Origin of the sequence: uncultured Victivallis sp., assembly GCF_944391105.1 — a bacterium.
Lineage (GTDB): Bacteria > Verrucomicrobiota > Lentisphaeria > Victivallales > Victivallaceae > Victivallis.
In genome coordinates this window covers 66,312-80,920 of record NZ_CALXSK010000010.1, presented here as the reverse complement: position 1 = coordinate 80,920, position 14,609 = coordinate 66,312, and the positions used below count along the sequence as shown (strand labels likewise).

13 protein-coding genes are annotated in these 14,609 nt (G+C 57.8%); 9 read left to right on the top strand and 4 right to left on the bottom strand.

Annotation, left to right across the window (positions count from 1 at the left end; genetic code table 11):
- Window positions 1-176: 176 nt before the first annotated feature.
- Window positions 177-1,244, bottom strand: coding sequence for a GntR family transcriptional regulator (locus tag Q0K10_RS05350; protein WP_294504240.1), 1,068 nt, complete (start codon window positions 1,242-1,244; stop codon window positions 177-179).
- A gap of 220 nt (window positions 1,245-1,464) precedes the next feature.
- Between Q0K10_RS05350 and Q0K10_RS05345 the strand changes: the two genes are divergently transcribed.
- The 5 genes from Q0K10_RS05345 (at window position 1,465) to Q0K10_RS05325 (ending at window position 7,957) form a co-directional block, all read left to right on the top strand.
- Entirely contained in the window at window positions 1,465-2,319 is an 855-nt protein-coding gene (locus tag Q0K10_RS05345) for a thioredoxin family protein (RefSeq protein ID WP_294504239.1), read from the top strand.
- The gene (locus Q0K10_RS05340; protein ID WP_294504238.1) at window positions 2,316-3,866 is read left to right on the top strand and encodes a thioredoxin family protein; all 1,551 of its coding nucleotides are present in this window, start codon (window positions 2,316-2,318) and stop codon (window positions 3,864-3,866) included. The genes Q0K10_RS05345 and Q0K10_RS05340 overlap by 4 nt, the downstream gene beginning before the upstream one ends.
- A 401-nt stretch (window positions 3,867-4,267) precedes the next feature.
- The gene (locus tag Q0K10_RS05335) at window positions 4,268-5,338 is read left to right on the top strand and encodes a substrate-binding domain-containing protein (RefSeq protein ID WP_294504236.1); all 1,071 of its coding nucleotides are present in this window, start codon (window positions 4,268-4,270) and stop codon (window positions 5,336-5,338) included.
- A 2-nt stretch (window positions 5,339-5,340) separates the two neighbouring features.
- The gene (locus tag Q0K10_RS05330; protein ID WP_294504234.1) at window positions 5,341-6,057 is read left to right on the top strand and encodes a type II secretion system protein; all 717 of its coding nucleotides are present in this window, start codon (window positions 5,341-5,343) and stop codon (window positions 6,055-6,057) included.
- Between the two features lie 43 nt (window positions 6,058-6,100).
- A complete protein-coding gene (locus Q0K10_RS05325) occupies window positions 6,101-7,957 on the top strand; it encodes a cellulase family glycosylhydrolase (RefSeq protein WP_294504231.1) in 1,857 nt (618 codons plus the stop codon).
- Window positions 7,958-8,026: 69 nt separating this feature from the next.
- Here Q0K10_RS05325 and Q0K10_RS05320 read toward each other — a convergent pair whose 3' ends face one another.
- Window positions 8,027-9,304, bottom strand: coding sequence for an alpha-L-fucosidase (locus Q0K10_RS05320; RefSeq protein ID WP_294504229.1), 1,278 nt, complete (start codon window positions 9,302-9,304; stop codon window positions 8,027-8,029).
- 105 nt (window positions 9,305-9,409) lie between these two features.
- Between Q0K10_RS05320 and Q0K10_RS05315 the strand changes: the two genes are divergently transcribed.
- Window positions 9,410-10,252 (top strand): AraC family transcriptional regulator, encoded by an 843-nt coding sequence (locus tag Q0K10_RS05315; RefSeq protein ID WP_294504227.1) that lies wholly within the window; start codon window positions 9,410-9,412, stop codon window positions 10,250-10,252.
- Between the two features lie 291 nt (window positions 10,253-10,543).
- On the opposite strand, the gene Q0K10_RS05310 is transcribed toward Q0K10_RS05315, so the two are convergent.
- Window positions 10,544-11,407 carry a hypothetical protein gene (locus tag Q0K10_RS05310; protein ID WP_294504225.1) on the bottom strand — a complete coding sequence of 288 codons (864 nt, stop codon included), beginning with the start codon at window positions 11,405-11,407 and terminating at the stop codon, window positions 10,544-10,546.
- Window positions 11,408-11,668: 261 nt separating this feature from the next.
- A complete protein-coding gene (locus Q0K10_RS05305) occupies window positions 11,669-12,391 on the bottom strand; it encodes an IclR family transcriptional regulator (protein ID WP_294504222.1) in 723 nt (240 codons plus the stop codon).
- A gap of 145 nt (window positions 12,392-12,536) precedes the next feature.
- Here Q0K10_RS05305 and Q0K10_RS05300 point away from each other — a divergent pair, with 145 nt between their 5' ends.
- The 3 genes from Q0K10_RS05300 (at window position 12,537) to Q0K10_RS05290 (ending at window position 14,597) form a co-directional block, all read left to right on the top strand.
- Entirely contained in the window at window positions 12,537-13,634 is a 1,098-nt protein-coding gene (locus Q0K10_RS05300) for a sugar kinase (protein ID WP_294504220.1), read from the top strand.
- Window positions 13,635-13,647: 13 nt separating this feature from the next.
- Window positions 13,648-14,265 carry a 2-dehydro-3-deoxy-6-phosphogalactonate aldolase gene (locus Q0K10_RS05295; RefSeq protein WP_294504219.1) on the top strand — a complete coding sequence of 206 codons (618 nt, stop codon included), beginning with the start codon at window positions 13,648-13,650 and terminating at the stop codon, window positions 14,263-14,265.
- Window positions 14,266-14,342: 77 nt separating this feature from the next.
- Window positions 14,343-14,597, top strand: coding sequence for a glutaredoxin domain-containing protein (locus Q0K10_RS05290; protein WP_294504217.1), 255 nt, complete (start codon window positions 14,343-14,345; stop codon window positions 14,595-14,597).
- Window positions 14,598-14,609: the final 12 nt, after the last annotated feature.

The following is a 14,609-nucleotide window of genomic DNA, read 5'->3' as shown; positions in this document are numbered from 1 at the left end:
CGGGGAGAGACGCGCTCTTACGAGCCGCTTTCTCTCCCCCGAACCCCTCTCTTGTTCTGCCGGGCGCGGAAACGGGTGGCGGAGCGATGAGTGGGAAGTGAACTGTTTTCACGATTTGAAATTCAACTGACATGAAATTGCACTTCATGATAATTCCCTTTCTATCTCATTGAATATCAAAATTGTTTATTCTGCTCACTTCCGTACTCCAGAGTATGCGGAATTGTCCTCTGCCGGTCCAGTCCGTCCTCGTGTTTCTGCATCAGCGCTTCGAACAGCGCCTCACCCGCCTGTTCCAGGTGCATGTCAACCGAGGTCAGCGCCGGAGCGGAGGGGTAATATTTCCACATATTGTCGATGCTGATGACCGCACAAACACGCCGCAGTTCCCGAAGCGCCTGCAGAAGCCCGATCGCCCGGTAATCAGTGGCGGTCACGACCGCGCTCACCTCCGGGCACACCGGCAGATGTTTGAGCGCCTCCTCCCGGGCCGGCTCCGGCAACCCGCGGTAGACGAACCAGCCGTACTCCTCCCGGCAGGGCAGTCCGTACCGCCGCAGCGCCCGCCGGTAGCCGCGATGACGCGCCGAATCCGGATAGTCTCCGAAAAACGCAATCTCGCGATGCCCCCGCTCCGCCAGAACCGAAGTCGCATCCTCCGTCGCCTTCCCTACATCGCAGAACACCGTATTCAACTTCCGGCTGATCGGTTCGTTCGTATAGAGCACATATGCCGCCCCTTTCTTGACCACATGCTCCACAAGCTGTTCGCAGGATTCGTAATTGAGGAAAATGAACATCGACTCCTCCCGGTCGGCGAGATTCCGGAACGCCTCCAGCCCGGTGGAAATCGGCACGATATTGATCGGTATGCCACGCCTGCGGGCGGCCGAAACCACCCCTTTGAGCATCAACTGCGTAAAACACCAGTCCGGCGAAGTCCGGGCCGGGTCGAACATCTCTTCGGAAGCGGCAATGCAGTAGACCGTCGGCAGAACTTCCCGCTTTTCCCCGCCGTTCCGCCCCGCGTTTCCGGAGACAAACGTCCCCTTGCCGCTCACACTGTAGATCAACCCCTCGTCATAAAGCGGCTGAAGCGCTTTCGTCAAAGTCGCCTGGCTCACCTGAAACCGCTCCATCATCGCCTTGACGGTGTAAAACCGTCCGCCGGCAAACGTCCCGGACGAAATCTCCCGCCGCAGCTGCTCGCAGAGCTGCTGATGTTTATAATTCGCCTGTATCATCCCATATCCTCTGGAAAACATATCGCATATCGATATGATTTTATTATGACAAACCCGAAGCGAAAAGTCAAGTAAAAAAGCAAAAAAAAACCATTTTTTCCGGAAAAAGGACGATGAAACGGCTTCAGGGATTGACGGAACGGCCCCGACGTTGTATGTTCCTGTACAGAGAAGAATGATCCGTCGAATCATCAAGATGTTCAAAAAAAGAGGAGCTGCCATGAAGAAAGTGATTGCATTGTCCGCCGTACTGTTCGGAATCTGCACCGTGCTGTTCGCGTCCCCGCCGGACGGGAACTGGTTTACCGACGCGAATGCCGCAATGGCCGAGGCGAAGGCGAAACAACTGCCGGTGTTCGCCTACTTCACGGGATCGGACTGGTGCCCGTACTGTAAGATCTTCTCCGAGAAAGTGCTTCAAACCCAGCGCTTCCGGGATTTCGCAACGGGGAAAGTGGTTCTGCTCTATCTCGATTTCCCGCAGGAGCAGCAGCTCCCGGAATCCCTCGCCCGCCAGAACGAGGAGTGGCAGGCGCGCTACCGGGTCGGGGGATTCCCGACCGTGCTTCTGGTCGACGCCGACGGCAATGAAATCGACCGGCTCGGCTACACTCCGCAGGGAGACTTCATCGCCACGCTCAAAGCAGCTCTGAATCCGGCGAAAGAGGCGGATTACATTCCCGCCGCCGGCTGGATGAACAACTTCGACAAGGCTCTCGCACTTGCGACGGAGAAGAAACTCCCGGTCGTCCTCGTGTTCACCGGCTCGGATTGGAGTTCTGAAGACAAAACATTCAAGTCCGACGTGCTTGAAAGCAAAGCTCTGCACGAATTCGCCGCGGGGAAAGCCGTGCTGGTCTGCGTCGACTTTCCGCGTTCGGTGCTTCTGCCGCGCCCGATTCTCCGCCAGAACAGCGAACTGTTGGAGAAATATCAGCCCGCCGACCTGCCCGCAACTCTGATTCTCAACGCCGCCGGCGAAAAAATCGGCGGGTTCGATGGACGACTGGATGCGGCGGCTTATCTCGGTAAACTGAAAACGGCGCTCGACTCTGAACAGGGAAATCGGAAATGAAAAAAGCTGTTCATCTCACTGCGTTGCTCGCCGCCGCGCTTTTCGCGGCGCTGCCCGTTGCAGCCGCAACCGTTCCGGAGCCGTTCGACTGGAAGAGCACCGTTTCCGGCAGCGAGCTCACCCTGACCGTTACCGTCGCTCCCGGTCACTACTTCTATGCGGACAACTCGTTCCGGCTGACCCCCTCCGGCCGGGACGGTTCCAAACTGGAAACGCTCACCGCCCCGCAACCGCAGGAGACCGACGACGAATTCATGGGAAAAGTCGCCATCTATCCCGCCGGAACCTGGGTCTGGAAATTCCGGGGGACTCCCCCTTTCTCCGGCAGTGTCCGGTATCAGGGCTGCCGCAAGGCCGCCGACGGAGAACCCGCGCTGTGCTTCCTGCCGAAAACCTTTGAGATCGCCCCGGCGGCAACGGCGGCTCCCCCTGCCCGGCCCCAACTGGGAGAACCGGACCGGAACCAGATTCTCAAAGGATTTGCGATTGAGCGCAGAGCGGTCGGACTCATGAACGCGGCGGAATTCCGGAACTTTCTCGCACCGGGAAAATCCTCCGGCGGCTCTGAAGCGGAAGAGTCCACCGGGATGTTCGAGTCCGCCGGAATCTGGCTTGTGATGCTGCTCGCGCTGCTCGGCGGACTCGGGCTGAATCTGACGCCGTGCGTGCTGCCGATGATTCCGGTGAATCTCGCGATCATCGGCGCGGACGGGGCGGGACGTGGAACGGGATTCCGGCGCGGACTCGCCTACGGCGCCGGAATGGCGGCGGCCTACGGCGTGCTCGGTTTGGTCGTGATCCTGACCGGCGCGCGCTTCGGGGAATTGAACTCCTCGAGCATATTCAACTTCGTGATCGCGGTGGTATTCCTGATTCTTGCGGCGGCGATGTTCGGAGTGTTCAATATCGACTTCTCCGGTAAATTCCGGCTCAGTCCGAAACAGCTCAAGGGAGGGAAAACCGTGGTTGCTTTCGTGATGGGGGCGGTGGCGGCACTGCTGGCGGGGGCCTGTGTAGCTCCGGTTGTGATCGGGGTGCTGCTGTTTTCGGCGGAGCTCTATTCCGGCGGGAACTATTTTGCGCTCGGACTGCCGTTCCTGCTCGGGGTCGGGATGGCGCTGCCGTGGCCTGCGGCGGGAGCGGGACTCGGCGTGCTGCCGAAACCCGGACGATTCATGGTTTACGTGAAGAACGCCTTCGGCGTGGTCATTCTGCTCGCTGCGCTCTGGTACGGGTGGCTCGGTTTCACGCTGTTGCCGGGGAGTTTCTCGCCGGAGGCGGAGATGGCGAAACTCGAACAGGGGCTCGTCGAATCGCGCGCGACCGGGAAACCCGTTCTGATCGACTTCTGGGCGACCTGGTGCAAGAACTGCAAGGATATGGAGCGCAACGTATTTCCCGATCCGGAGGTGCAAAATCTGCTGAAAGGGTATATAGTCGTGAAGTTTCAGGCGGAACAGCTGAGCGACCCGCAGGTGCAATCTCTGCTCGACCGTTACGACATCCCGGGACTCCCGGCATTCGTAATCCTCGCCCCGGAAAAATAGTCGATTACGCAAAAATCGGATGCGGGAAGGAAAAACCTTTTGAGGAAAGGTTCTTTTCTTCTCGCGCACTTCCCGTTCCAAACCAGTGCAAGCTTAAAAAATTGACTGTCAATGAAAGTAAGATAGCATGGAGGAGTCTGATTGCAAATCAGAGTCTCTGAATCCGGAATCGAATTGACCGATCCGGAAACTCCGGAACCGTCCGAGCGACGGAGCACGACGCGGGAAAACTGCCACAACCGTCCCTGCCCGGAATAAAAATTCCGTCAGATTCAGGCGGCCCGATCTCCGGGATGCCGACGGCAACAGGTTTTTTTTCAATAACTGTGCACATCATTCGTTGCAACTGTGCACATGAGATATAATATTAACAGAACCAGACACAGTTTCAGAGAGACACAATGCAGTTGAAAGAACAATCCAGCGAACTTTGCAACCGGTTGAATGACGAACTGGTCAGCTTTTCACCGGGGAGCCGTTTTTACTCGGTTCGTCAGCTCATGCTCAGATACCGGGTCAGCCGCCGGGTCATCGACGCAGCCCTCGCACAGCTCGAACAAAAGGGCGCCATCGAGACCCGCCCTCAAAGTGGAATCTACGTCAAACAAAATCGCCTCCGCAAACATGTGGCACTGCTCATGCCGGATTGGCCGAGCGAGGGAAACAAACGAATTCAGCAGTTTCTCAAAGAAGAGTTTCAGAAACGCGCCGACCGCTATGCTTTTTCCACCATCCTTTACGAATATCAGGAAAGCCTGGTGCAGAAAATCGCACAGATTCCCGCCGATGTACACATCGTCGTACGTCCGGGAACACCGTTCGACCGCCGCGAGCTGGCTGAATACGCAGCTCTCCAATCCGAGGTGATCTTTCTCTGGAGCAATCTGGCCGACGTCTCTCTGCACTCTCTGCACGCCGACAGCGAATACGGCGGGATGCTGGCCGCAGCCTATTTCATCCGGAACGGCCATCAGAATCTGGCGGTTCTGCCGTCGGAACCACGCAACGGAGACATCATCAACAGAATCGCCGGCTATACCGGCGTCGCCCGGCTTTTCGGAGCAAAAGTTACGGAAATTCCATGTGTTGTCCATCCCGGAGAATACTCCCTGCGCTGTGCCCACGACGCCGTCTGCAACTATCTCGCTCAACACGGATGCAACTTCACTGCACTTTTTGTGATGAGTGATGAATCCAGCCAGGGGGCCATTGCCGCCTTTGCCGAGCACGGAATCCGGATTCCGGAAGATGTCAGCATCATCGGATACGGAAATGATCGCAACGCGGAATTCTTCACCCCGCATCTGACCACCATCTCCGGCCGGCAGCAGGAGTGCGCGGTCCAGTTGGCGGCCGCCATCGACCATCTGCAGGAAAATCCCGGGGAAATCATCAACATTTCAGTTCGACCGATCCTCATCGAACGAGATTCGGTCATCAATCGTAAAAAAATCGCAAAACAGGAGGGCTGAAGATGAATTTCAACCTTAGAAAATTCACATTAATTGAATTGCTTATTGTAATAGCAATCATCGCAATCCTCGCCTCAATGCTGCTGCCGGCACTGAATCAGGCGCGCGACCGGGCCAAACAGACCGGGTGCGTCAATAATCTCAAGCAAATGGGCACAGTTCTCGCCAGTTACGCCGGAGATTTCAACGATTACTATCCCACGACCGGCAACAAAAACTATCAGATGTCTGTTGACAACTGGGGGTACGAATGGGGAGGCTGGGGAAACAATGCCACGCCCACCATCAAAATCATGAAACCCTACATGGGCACCTGGAAACTGCTGATCTGCCCCCCTGACATGGCCACCAACCCGGAGAACATTCAGAAACTCTGGAAGGGCGAAACTCCAACTCTCGTTTACGAAGTCGGAGTCAGCTACGATTATTACAATCGGATCTACCCCTCCAGCTATCCGGGCGGCGGCGCCTGGAGCCGGAATCTCCCTCCCCGCAAGATCACCAAAACTTCCAACGCCATCATGGGAGACGGGCACCTCTGGTACCGCAACGTCGGCTGGCGGTGGAGACACGGCATGGAGGAGACCAACGGGAGTCGTCCCCATCGCCCGGTCCGCCAGAACTTCCTCATGAACGACGGACGGGTGGTCTCTGCGAATGCCACGTTGCAGAACGACACCTATGCTTTCGCAGCGGATGGCGTCATGCCGATCCACTGATGGAAAATTCCACCAAACTTTCAGATAAGGAATCCCTTGCAACATGAATCATTCGCGCCTTCTCATCGCTTTCTGCGCCCTGCTGCAGAGTGTCACCCTGATTGCCGGCAGCCCGTGGGGCATCATGTCCCATCCGCTCTGGTCAAACAAACCCGCCGACCTTGAGATGGAAATCAAAAGATGCAAAGAAGCCGGGATCACCTGCATGCGCACCGATTTCGGCTTCGGAGCCATCGCCGGGGAAAAGGGGAAATACAATTTTACCCGTTACGACAATCTTGTCGACAAGATGGGAGCAGCCGGAATCGAGATTCTGCCGATTCTGGAGGGATACGACTGGGAAGTGGCCAAAAAGCGTTCCGACGCAGTCCCGCTCTACCGTCATCCGGAAGAGTGGCGGGCCTACATCCGCGCCGTCGCGGAACACTACAAGGGGAAAATCCACGCCTATGAGATCTGGAATGAGCAGGATGGCGGTTTCTGGAAACCGTCACCGAATGCGGCCCAGTATGTTTCACTGCTGAAGATCGCCTTTGAAGAGATCAAAAAAGTCGATCCGGAAGCGACTGTCATCGTCGGCGGCCTCTGCGGCTGGAACGTCGACTTTCTGCGCGACATCTACCTGAACGGCGGCAAAGATTACTTCGATGCGATCGCCACGCATCCATACGGCTGGGGACCGGATGCCAGTCCCGGAGTTGCCGCCCAGTTCCAGGCATTCAAACAGCTCCTCGCCGAAAACGGCGATCAGGGGAAAGAGATCTGGATCACCGAATTCGGAACATCGACCTTCCGTTCGAGTCTGCTGGAACAGCAGCCGGATGTGTTCCTGCGCGCAATCGATCTGGCGATGAAAAAAATCGGCCGGAAGCCGCAGTCAAAGCTCAAAGTCGGCGTACCAGTCGGACTGCGCACCCCCGGCAAAATCGTCGATGCGCCGCGAAAATGGCTGCCGGGCGTCGAGTATGTGAAACTCACGCCGGAAGAACTTTCCAAACTCGATCCGCAGGAAGTTCCGGTCTACATCGGATGCGAAAATCTCGGAATCGAAGAGGACTATCTTGAACCGTCCCGCAAATACGTTGAAAAGGGAGGCATTCTTCTGGCATTCGGGCAGGTTCCGTATTACGTGAAAAATTACCGGCAGCCGAACGGCACCTGGGCGCAGAAAGATGCCGCCGGTGAACTCCATCCGTTCCTGCGCATCGGTTTTGAGGCGTGGTGGACGAAAAAGGGACTGCCGCAATCCACGTTCCATATCCGAACCGTCCCCGGCATGACGCAGGAAGGGATCAAAGAGCTCGGCGATGTCTACGTGACCCGTTTCCTCTCACCGAAAAATCTGCAGCCGGGCGACACCTACACTCCGATCGTGCAGGCTCTGAACGGCCGGAACGAACCGATCGGTGAAGCACTCGCGCTCTACACGTTCCATGACTGGAAAGGGGCGATCCTCGGCTGCACGCTGCTGTTCGACAGCGGCCTGTCCGAAGAGGAACATGCGAATATGATTCAACGCAACTACCTCGAATACATCGCCGGAGGCGTCTCGAAGCTCTTCGTCTACAATCTGCGCAACAAGGGAACCAACCTGGCCGAGCGGGAGGATAATTTCGGAATCGTCCGCCGGGATTTCTCCCCGAAGAGAGCGTTTCTCGCCTACCGGGAGATGACGACCGCACTCGGTTCGGATCCGGAATTTCTCAAGGATCTCTCCCCCGCGCCGCAAGTTCGGGCTCTGCTCTTCCGCCGCACGGAAGACGGACGGCAAATTCTCGCAGTCTGGAACACGACAGCCGACGGCTCGTGCGAAGTCAACGGCAAGTTGTACAACGGCACCCGGGTCAACTTCATTCCCGTGGATTCGGGAGCGGCTCCGAAAATAACCGCCCGTCCCTGAGTGGACGAAAAAAACGGCGGAGGCCCGGATTTCCCGGGTTCTCCGCCGCTTTTTATTGCGTGTCGAAGATTATTTCAGAACCAGTTCGATGACCGGGACTTCGCACCCCTGCCCCGGCAGCAGCGTCGGGAGTTCCAGCGTCAAAGCGCCCTGCGGCGTATGGCTGTTGAGGTTATCCGTCTTCTCTTCGCGAATCCGGATCTCACTGCCGTCGGCCAGCAGCTGCGCGTATTTCACTTTGCCCGCCAGATTCTCCAGATGAACATGCTTGAACGGCCACACGAGGCAGTGCAGATAGAGCCGCTTCGTCTCCGGATTCCAGGTGTAACGGCAGTCCACCGGAACCGGAAACTCCGCCGGAGCCGCCCCGCAGCCGTAGATCGAGCGCGAATTGTATTTCATCCACTCCCCATAAGCGGCCAGCCGGTCGAGCGCCCGGCGGTCGATGTAGCCGCGCGAAGTCGGGCCCACGTTCATGAGCAGATTGCCGCCGCGCGAAACATGGTTGATCAACATCTCGATGCACATGCGCGGACTCTTCCAGCTCATTTCGTCCCGGAAATATCCCCACGAGCCCGAGAAGGTCTGACACCCCTCCCAGACCACCGGTTTCCCCTCCGCGTCGACCATGCCTTTGTCGGGCGTGTACTGTTCCGGCGTCTCGATGTCGCCGGAGCCGGGCAGGTCGAGCCGGTTGTCAACGATGATTCCGGGCTGAAGCCGGTGGACGAGTTCGTACAGCTTCTCCGACTCCCAGTCGTCGCGCCCCTTGCCGTTCTCGCCGGGGTAGGAGAAGTCGAACCAGATGATGTCCACCTTGCCGTAGTTCGTCAGAAGTTCCGTCACCTGGTCGCGCATGTACTGCGCATACCGCTTCATATCCCGTGTCGAATTGAGTTTCGCGATCTCCTCCGGCGGAAGATCCCGCAGCGGGTGAATCCGGTCGATCGTGAAATCCGGATGATGCCAGTCGAGCAGCGAATAGTAGAATCCCACTTTCAGCCCCTCCCCCCGGAATGCGTCGACAATCTCGCGCAGAAGGTCACGACCGACGGGCGTGTTCGTCACCTTGTAATCGGTGTATTTCGTATCCCAGAGGCAGAACCCCTCGTGGTGTTTGGTCGTGATGACGAAATATTTCATCCCCGCCTCGCGCGCAGCCTTCGCCCACGCTTTCGGATCGAACAGATCGGGATTGAACATCTCGAAGTAGATCTCGTAAGCCTCATTCGGAATCCGTTCGGCATGGCGCACCCACTCATGCCGCGCCGGAAGCGAATAGAGTCCCCAGTGAATGAACATCCCGAACCGGTCATGCACGAACCATCTCGTATCGCCTTTTCCCATTTTTCCATCTCCTTTGCCTTTGAAAAAAATCGGGCGGTCGATTATATTGTACGGGATTTTATGTCTTTTTACAACATTCTCTCCATGAATAAAGTGAAATGAGATATGAATAAAACAAACATGCCGCTGTTTTCCGGCCGGCAGATCCAGCTGGAAGAGGTGCGCCTCACGCCGCTCCGGGAATTCTGGAACGGCTTTCTGCTGAGCGGCGGATTCTGGCGTCTTTACTGGAACGACGCTCCGGGCGCGGGAGTGGTCCTGAACGGAAAGAAGGTCGAACTTCAACCCGATGCGCTCTACGTGCTGCCGCCGTTTCCGGAACTTTACACATTCCGGGACGGGACGGCGGTCAATCAGCTCTATATCCACTTTGAAGCCGCCTCGCTCTTCGGCAGCCCCGATGCCCGGCTCAACCGGCTCGACCTGACTCCGGAACTCCGGGAACTGCTGGATGAGGCCTGCCAACTTGCCGCGGGAAACCGGGATCCCGGCCGTCTCGACCTCGTGGCACTGGCGCTCGTGGCCATATCCCTCACGCGATTGCCGACTGAAGCGCTGTGCGAGCTCGACCGCGACCGCCGCATCACGCGCGTCTGCGACTGGATGCGCAGTCATACGGCACACGAACTCGATATTCCGGCACTGGCGGCGCGCGCCGGTTTCGCACCGAACGCGTTCATCCGGCGGTTTCGGGAGGTCACGGGATGCACGCCGCACCGGTATCTGCTGAATCTGCGTTACATCCAGGCGGCACGACTGCTTGAATCGACTGATCTCGGCATTGATGAAATCATCGCCGAGATCGGAGTCCGGGACCGCTTCCACTTTTCCCGCACATTCAAGCGCTTCTACGGGAGTCCGCCGGCGTCATTCCGCGCCTCCCGCCGTTATTTTGCGCCGGAAGCGGAGACGGCCCGCACGCCTGATCCGGCGCAGTTCAGTCGCTGATGCAAAGGCCGGATACGAGAGAAAAAATCTCCGATGTATTTTGCGGCAGTCCGACATTCTCTCCGGTTTTGAACGTCTCCCATTTCAACGCCTGCCGGAAGCATTCCATCTTTCCGTTACCCGGACAGAATCCCCGCCCGTCCATGTCGAATCTGGAGCAAATTCAAGATCGCGGGCATGCACCTCCGTCAAACTACCCGTTCCATCACAAAATGGGGGAATCATCAACCATTTCCGCCGATTGACACAAATTATGCGGAAACGAGCAGAGATCACAAATCAACGGATCGATCAATCCATGTGTTTCACGAGAATGGTGCAAAGGGAACTCCACTTCTCTTTCTGATCCCGGTATTCGGGCCGGATCCGGCGGTCTTCGCCGAAATATTTTTCCCAGATCGCCTTGTTCAGTCGCAACAACGACGGGGAAGGAATCGCGTCGAAGTCGATCTGCTCCCGGTATTGCAGCAGGAGCGGCAGAAAGGAACCGATGAAATCCCACTCTTCCGGCAGCTTTTGCAGGAGATCAAGATTCTGGCACTGCCATACGATGAAGTTCACACTCCTGGTCGGATCGGCGGCAAACGCCTTTTCCAGATAAGGAAAGTATTCCCTGTTTCTCACCGAGAACGCACCGAGCAGGATCATTGTGCCGTAATCATCGGGATTCTTCTCCGCGAGTTTCCGGAGAATCTGTTCGGCTTCATTGTAGCGTTCGTCGCAGAGCAACGCGAGTGCGTACTTCGCCGTTTCGGTCGGAACCACATCCGGTCTGCCGGTCAGCCGGGGCAGATTGGCGTAAAGGATCCCCCACTCCCGGAAGTGCGACCAGATCGTGAAGTTCCCCTCCCCGCTGAAAAGCTGATCCGCCGCTTTCTCCAGAGTTTTCGCTCCGCGGCAGACGTCTCTGAACTGTTGCGGGACGGGGCGGGGATCAATCACCCGAAGCGGGGCATAACGGAAATTGTTCCCGGAATCGGTCAAAACCTGAATCTTTTTTGCCGGTCCGGAACGCCTGCCAGACGGAATGATCCCCGTTTCAGCGGACGGAGTTTCGGCCGTCAAACCCTCGACAGGAGCGGTTTTGACATCTGCTCCCTGCGCATAGAAACATACTCCCGACACTGCCAGAAACACGAATAGCCGTTTTTTCATCTGCAATTCTCCTTTGTTCCTCGCAAACATGCGTTTGGACGCAGGTGACCGAAAGGCGGTATCCGGGACGAAAACGAGAATACCGTTTTCCGTCTATAATCATTTTTCGACCACACACATTCTCCATGAAATCAGCGTGACTTCGAAGCAGGCAAAATCCCCTTCGCGCAACACCGTTCGTGAATGTTCCGTGCCGGGCGGCCTCCCTGCCGGCGACCGTAACGCTCTTGCCGGAACTCGGCGTTTTTCGATTCCACAGCCTCACCGCAGTTCGGCGCTGATCGCGGCCGCGGCCGCAAGGACACGCTCCTTGAGCGCCTCCTGCGCTCCGCGCAGATAGAGTTCAGATCCGGAAACACTGATCGCCCCCGGAACCGTCCCCGCCGAGTCAAAAACCGGAGCCGCCACGCAGAACACCCCCGGCTCATGCTCGCAATCATCGACCGCATATCCCTGAGCGCGAATCCGGTCGAGCTCCGCGACCAGCGCCCGCCGCTCCGTGATCGTCCGGTCCGTGAACCGGGTCAATTCGAGCTTCTCCACAAGTTCGCGTCGCTCTTTCTCCGGCAGAAACGCCAGGATCGCCTTGCCGACTCCCGTACAGTGCAGCGGACTCGTGTTGCCGATCATCGACCCCATCCGCACCGAACGGCTTCCTTCGACCTTGTCCACGTAAACCACGCGGTCGCCGCGCCGCTCCGCAAGGTGCACCGTCTCGCTCGTCGCCTCTGCAAGTTCCGACAAGATCCCGTGCGCAAGACGCGAAAGCGGATTCTGCCGCATCGCCTCGTTTCCAAGCCGGATCAATGTGCTCCCGAGCGTATAGACCCCGCCGCCGCTGCGCAGATAACCGCGCTCGACCAGAAACTTCAACTGCCGGAATGCCGTACTGACCGGCACCCCAAGCGCCTCCGCGATTTCACGCCCCCGGAGTCCGCCCCGGCTGCGACCCACGAGTTCAAGCAGCTCAAACCCGCGCCCCATTGTCTTTTCCCCGTCTTTCATCATGCTTTTACAATACCACATCTTTTTCCACTTTACAACTTGAAATCCCGCAAGGCATCGCTTATATTAAAAAATAATGAGAATATATTCCCATATAATGAGAATAAAAAAAGGAGAGCTCCACATGCAGAAGATTGTGATCGCGGGATTCGGAGAAGTGATGCTGCGGCTCTGTCCACCGGGGAAGAAGCGGTTTGCGCAGAGTCTGCCGGGGGCACTCGACGCGACCTACGGCGGCGGCGAGGCGAATGTATGCGCATCGCTGGCGATGCTCGGATCGGAATCGCGTTATCTGACGGCGCTGCCGGAGAATCCGGTTTCTCTGGCGTTTGCCGCGGAGCTGCGCGGGCTCGGAGTCGATGTGTCGCACATCACCTGGAACACCAGGGGACGCATGGGAGTCTACTATGCCGAACACGGCGCGGCGCAACGCGGGTCGAACGTGATTTACGACCGCGAGGGGTCGACGATTTCGCTGCTCGCGCCGGAGGAGTACGACTTCGACGCGATGCTTGAGGGGGTGAACCACCTGCACCTGACCGGGATCACACCATCGCTGAGCGAAAACGCATACCGTTCGACGCTTACGCTGGCCCGAAAGGCGGCGGAACGGGGAGTCGCGATCTCCTGTGACTTGAACTTCCGCAAGAAACTCTGGAAGTGGCGTCCAGGAACCGAGCCACGTGCGCTCGCGGAGGAGTGCATGGGAAATCTCGTCCCGCTCGTCGACTGGATCATCTGCAACGAGGAGGACGCCTCGGACGTGTTCGGGATTCGGGCGGAGGCAACCGAGATCGAGGCGGGGAAACTGAATGTCGACGGGTATCGTGCCGTCGCAGAACAGCTGCTCACGCGCTTCCCGAAGGCGTCGAAGGTGGCGATTACGCTGCGCGAAAGCATTTCCGCCGACCATAACAACTGGGGCGCGATGCTCTTCGACCGCAACGCCGGGGCGTTTTTTGCGCCGGTCGACGCGCGGGGGCACTACTCCCCCTACGAGATCCGCAACATCGTCGACCGTTTCGGCGGCGGCGACTCGTTCGGAGCGGGCCTCATTCATGCGCTGTACAGTGAAGAATTTTCCGGGCCGCAGCAGGCGATCCGCTTCGCCGTCGCGGCAAGCTGCCTGAAACACACGATTTCCGGGGACTACAATTACAGCTCCCGCGCCGAGGTCGTTTCCCTGATGAACGGTTCCGGTTCAGGCCGGGTCGCACGATGAAGCGAGGGGAAAAATGAGCTTTTCCGAATATGCCGAACGTTGTCCCGTGGTCGCGATTCTGCGCGGCATCACGCCGGACGAAATTCTCGAAGTCTGTGAGATTCTGCGGGAATCCGGAATCCGTCTGCTCGAAGTCCCGCTGAATTCCCCGGATGCGGTCGAGAGCATCCGCCGCGCCGCGGAGAAGTATCACTCCGGCGATGAACTGCTCGTCGGCGCCGGTACCGTGCTCACCCCGGAGGATGTGCGGCGCGTGGCCGATGCGGGAGGAAGATTCATCATCTCGCCCGACACGAATCCGGATGTAATCCACGAGACGAAACAGCACAAACTCGTATCGATCCCGGGCTTTTTCACGGCGACTGAGGCTTTCAACGCCTTGCGCGCAGGCGCGGATTATCTGAAACTCTTTCCCGCCGGAGCGCTCGGGCCGGGCTATGTGAAGGATCTGAAAGCGGTCGTCAAAGCTCCGATCCTCGCGGTCGGCGGCGTCGGGGAGACGAACATCGGCGCATTCCTCGACGTATGCGTGGGCGTGGGAATCGGTTCGGCCCTCTACAAGCCGGGAAAATCCACTGCGGAAATCCGGCGTGCGGCGGAGACGTACTCCCGCGCAGCAAAAAAACTGTAACCGGAAAACAAAGCGAAATTTGCAAAAATCCCGGCTTGTGCTATGGTATCTCCAGACAACGAGAGGAGGTCCGTCACATGCTGAAAGTTTATGGCTGGAACGTCTGTCCCCATACCCTTAACGCGGTCGCCTGGCTCAAAAGCCACAACATTCCGTTCAAATACCTCGAAATCGAAGAACAGCCCGACGACGTGGTTCGCAAGGTCGTCGAGGTCAACGGCGGCGACGACTGGGTCGTTCCGACACTGGAATACAACGGGAAATGGCACCCCGGGGAACGGTTTGAACCCGCGAAATTCGAACGGGTTCTAAAGGATCTCGGCGTGATCTGAAGCGGGGCTTCC

What these genes read in the sequence shown, in the direction of transcription:
- Q0K10_RS05350 (WP_294504240.1), bottom strand. Translation starts at nt 1,244, where the DNA reads ATGATACAGGCGAATTATAAACATCAGCAGCTCTGCGAGCAGCTGCGG.
- Q0K10_RS05345 (WP_294504239.1), top strand. Translation starts at nt 1,465, where the DNA reads ATGAAGAAAGTGATTGCATTGTCCGCCGTACTGTTCGGAATCTGCACC.
- Q0K10_RS05340 (WP_294504238.1), top strand. Translation starts at nt 2,316, where the DNA reads ATGAAAAAAGCTGTTCATCTCACTGCGTTGCTCGCCGCCGCGCTTTTC.
- Q0K10_RS05335 (WP_294504236.1), top strand. Translation starts at nt 4,268, where the DNA reads ATGCAGTTGAAAGAACAATCCAGCGAACTTTGCAACCGGTTGAATGAC.
- Q0K10_RS05330 (WP_294504234.1), top strand. Translation starts at nt 5,341, where the DNA reads ATGAATTTCAACCTTAGAAAATTCACATTAATTGAATTGCTTATTGTA.
- Q0K10_RS05325 (WP_294504231.1), top strand. Translation starts at nt 6,101, where the DNA reads ATGAATCATTCGCGCCTTCTCATCGCTTTCTGCGCCCTGCTGCAGAGT.
- Q0K10_RS05320 (WP_294504229.1), bottom strand. Translation starts at nt 9,304, where the DNA reads ATGGGAAAAGGCGATACGAGATGGTTCGTGCATGACCGGTTCGGGATG.
- Q0K10_RS05315 (WP_294504227.1), top strand. Translation starts at nt 9,410, where the DNA reads ATGAATAAAACAAACATGCCGCTGTTTTCCGGCCGGCAGATCCAGCTG.
- Q0K10_RS05310 (WP_294504225.1), bottom strand. Translation starts at nt 11,407, where the DNA reads ATGAAAAAACGGCTATTCGTGTTTCTGGCAGTGTCGGGAGTATGTTTC.
- Q0K10_RS05305 (WP_294504222.1), bottom strand. Translation starts at nt 12,391, where the DNA reads ATGGGGCGCGGGTTTGAGCTGCTTGAACTCGTGGGTCGCAGCCGGGGC.
- Q0K10_RS05300 (WP_294504220.1), top strand. Translation starts at nt 12,537, where the DNA reads ATGCAGAAGATTGTGATCGCGGGATTCGGAGAAGTGATGCTGCGGCTC.
- Q0K10_RS05295 (WP_294504219.1), top strand. Translation starts at nt 13,648, where the DNA reads ATGAGCTTTTCCGAATATGCCGAACGTTGTCCCGTGGTCGCGATTCTG.
- Q0K10_RS05290 (WP_294504217.1), top strand. Translation starts at nt 14,343, where the DNA reads ATGCTGAAAGTTTATGGCTGGAACGTCTGTCCCCATACCCTTAACGCG.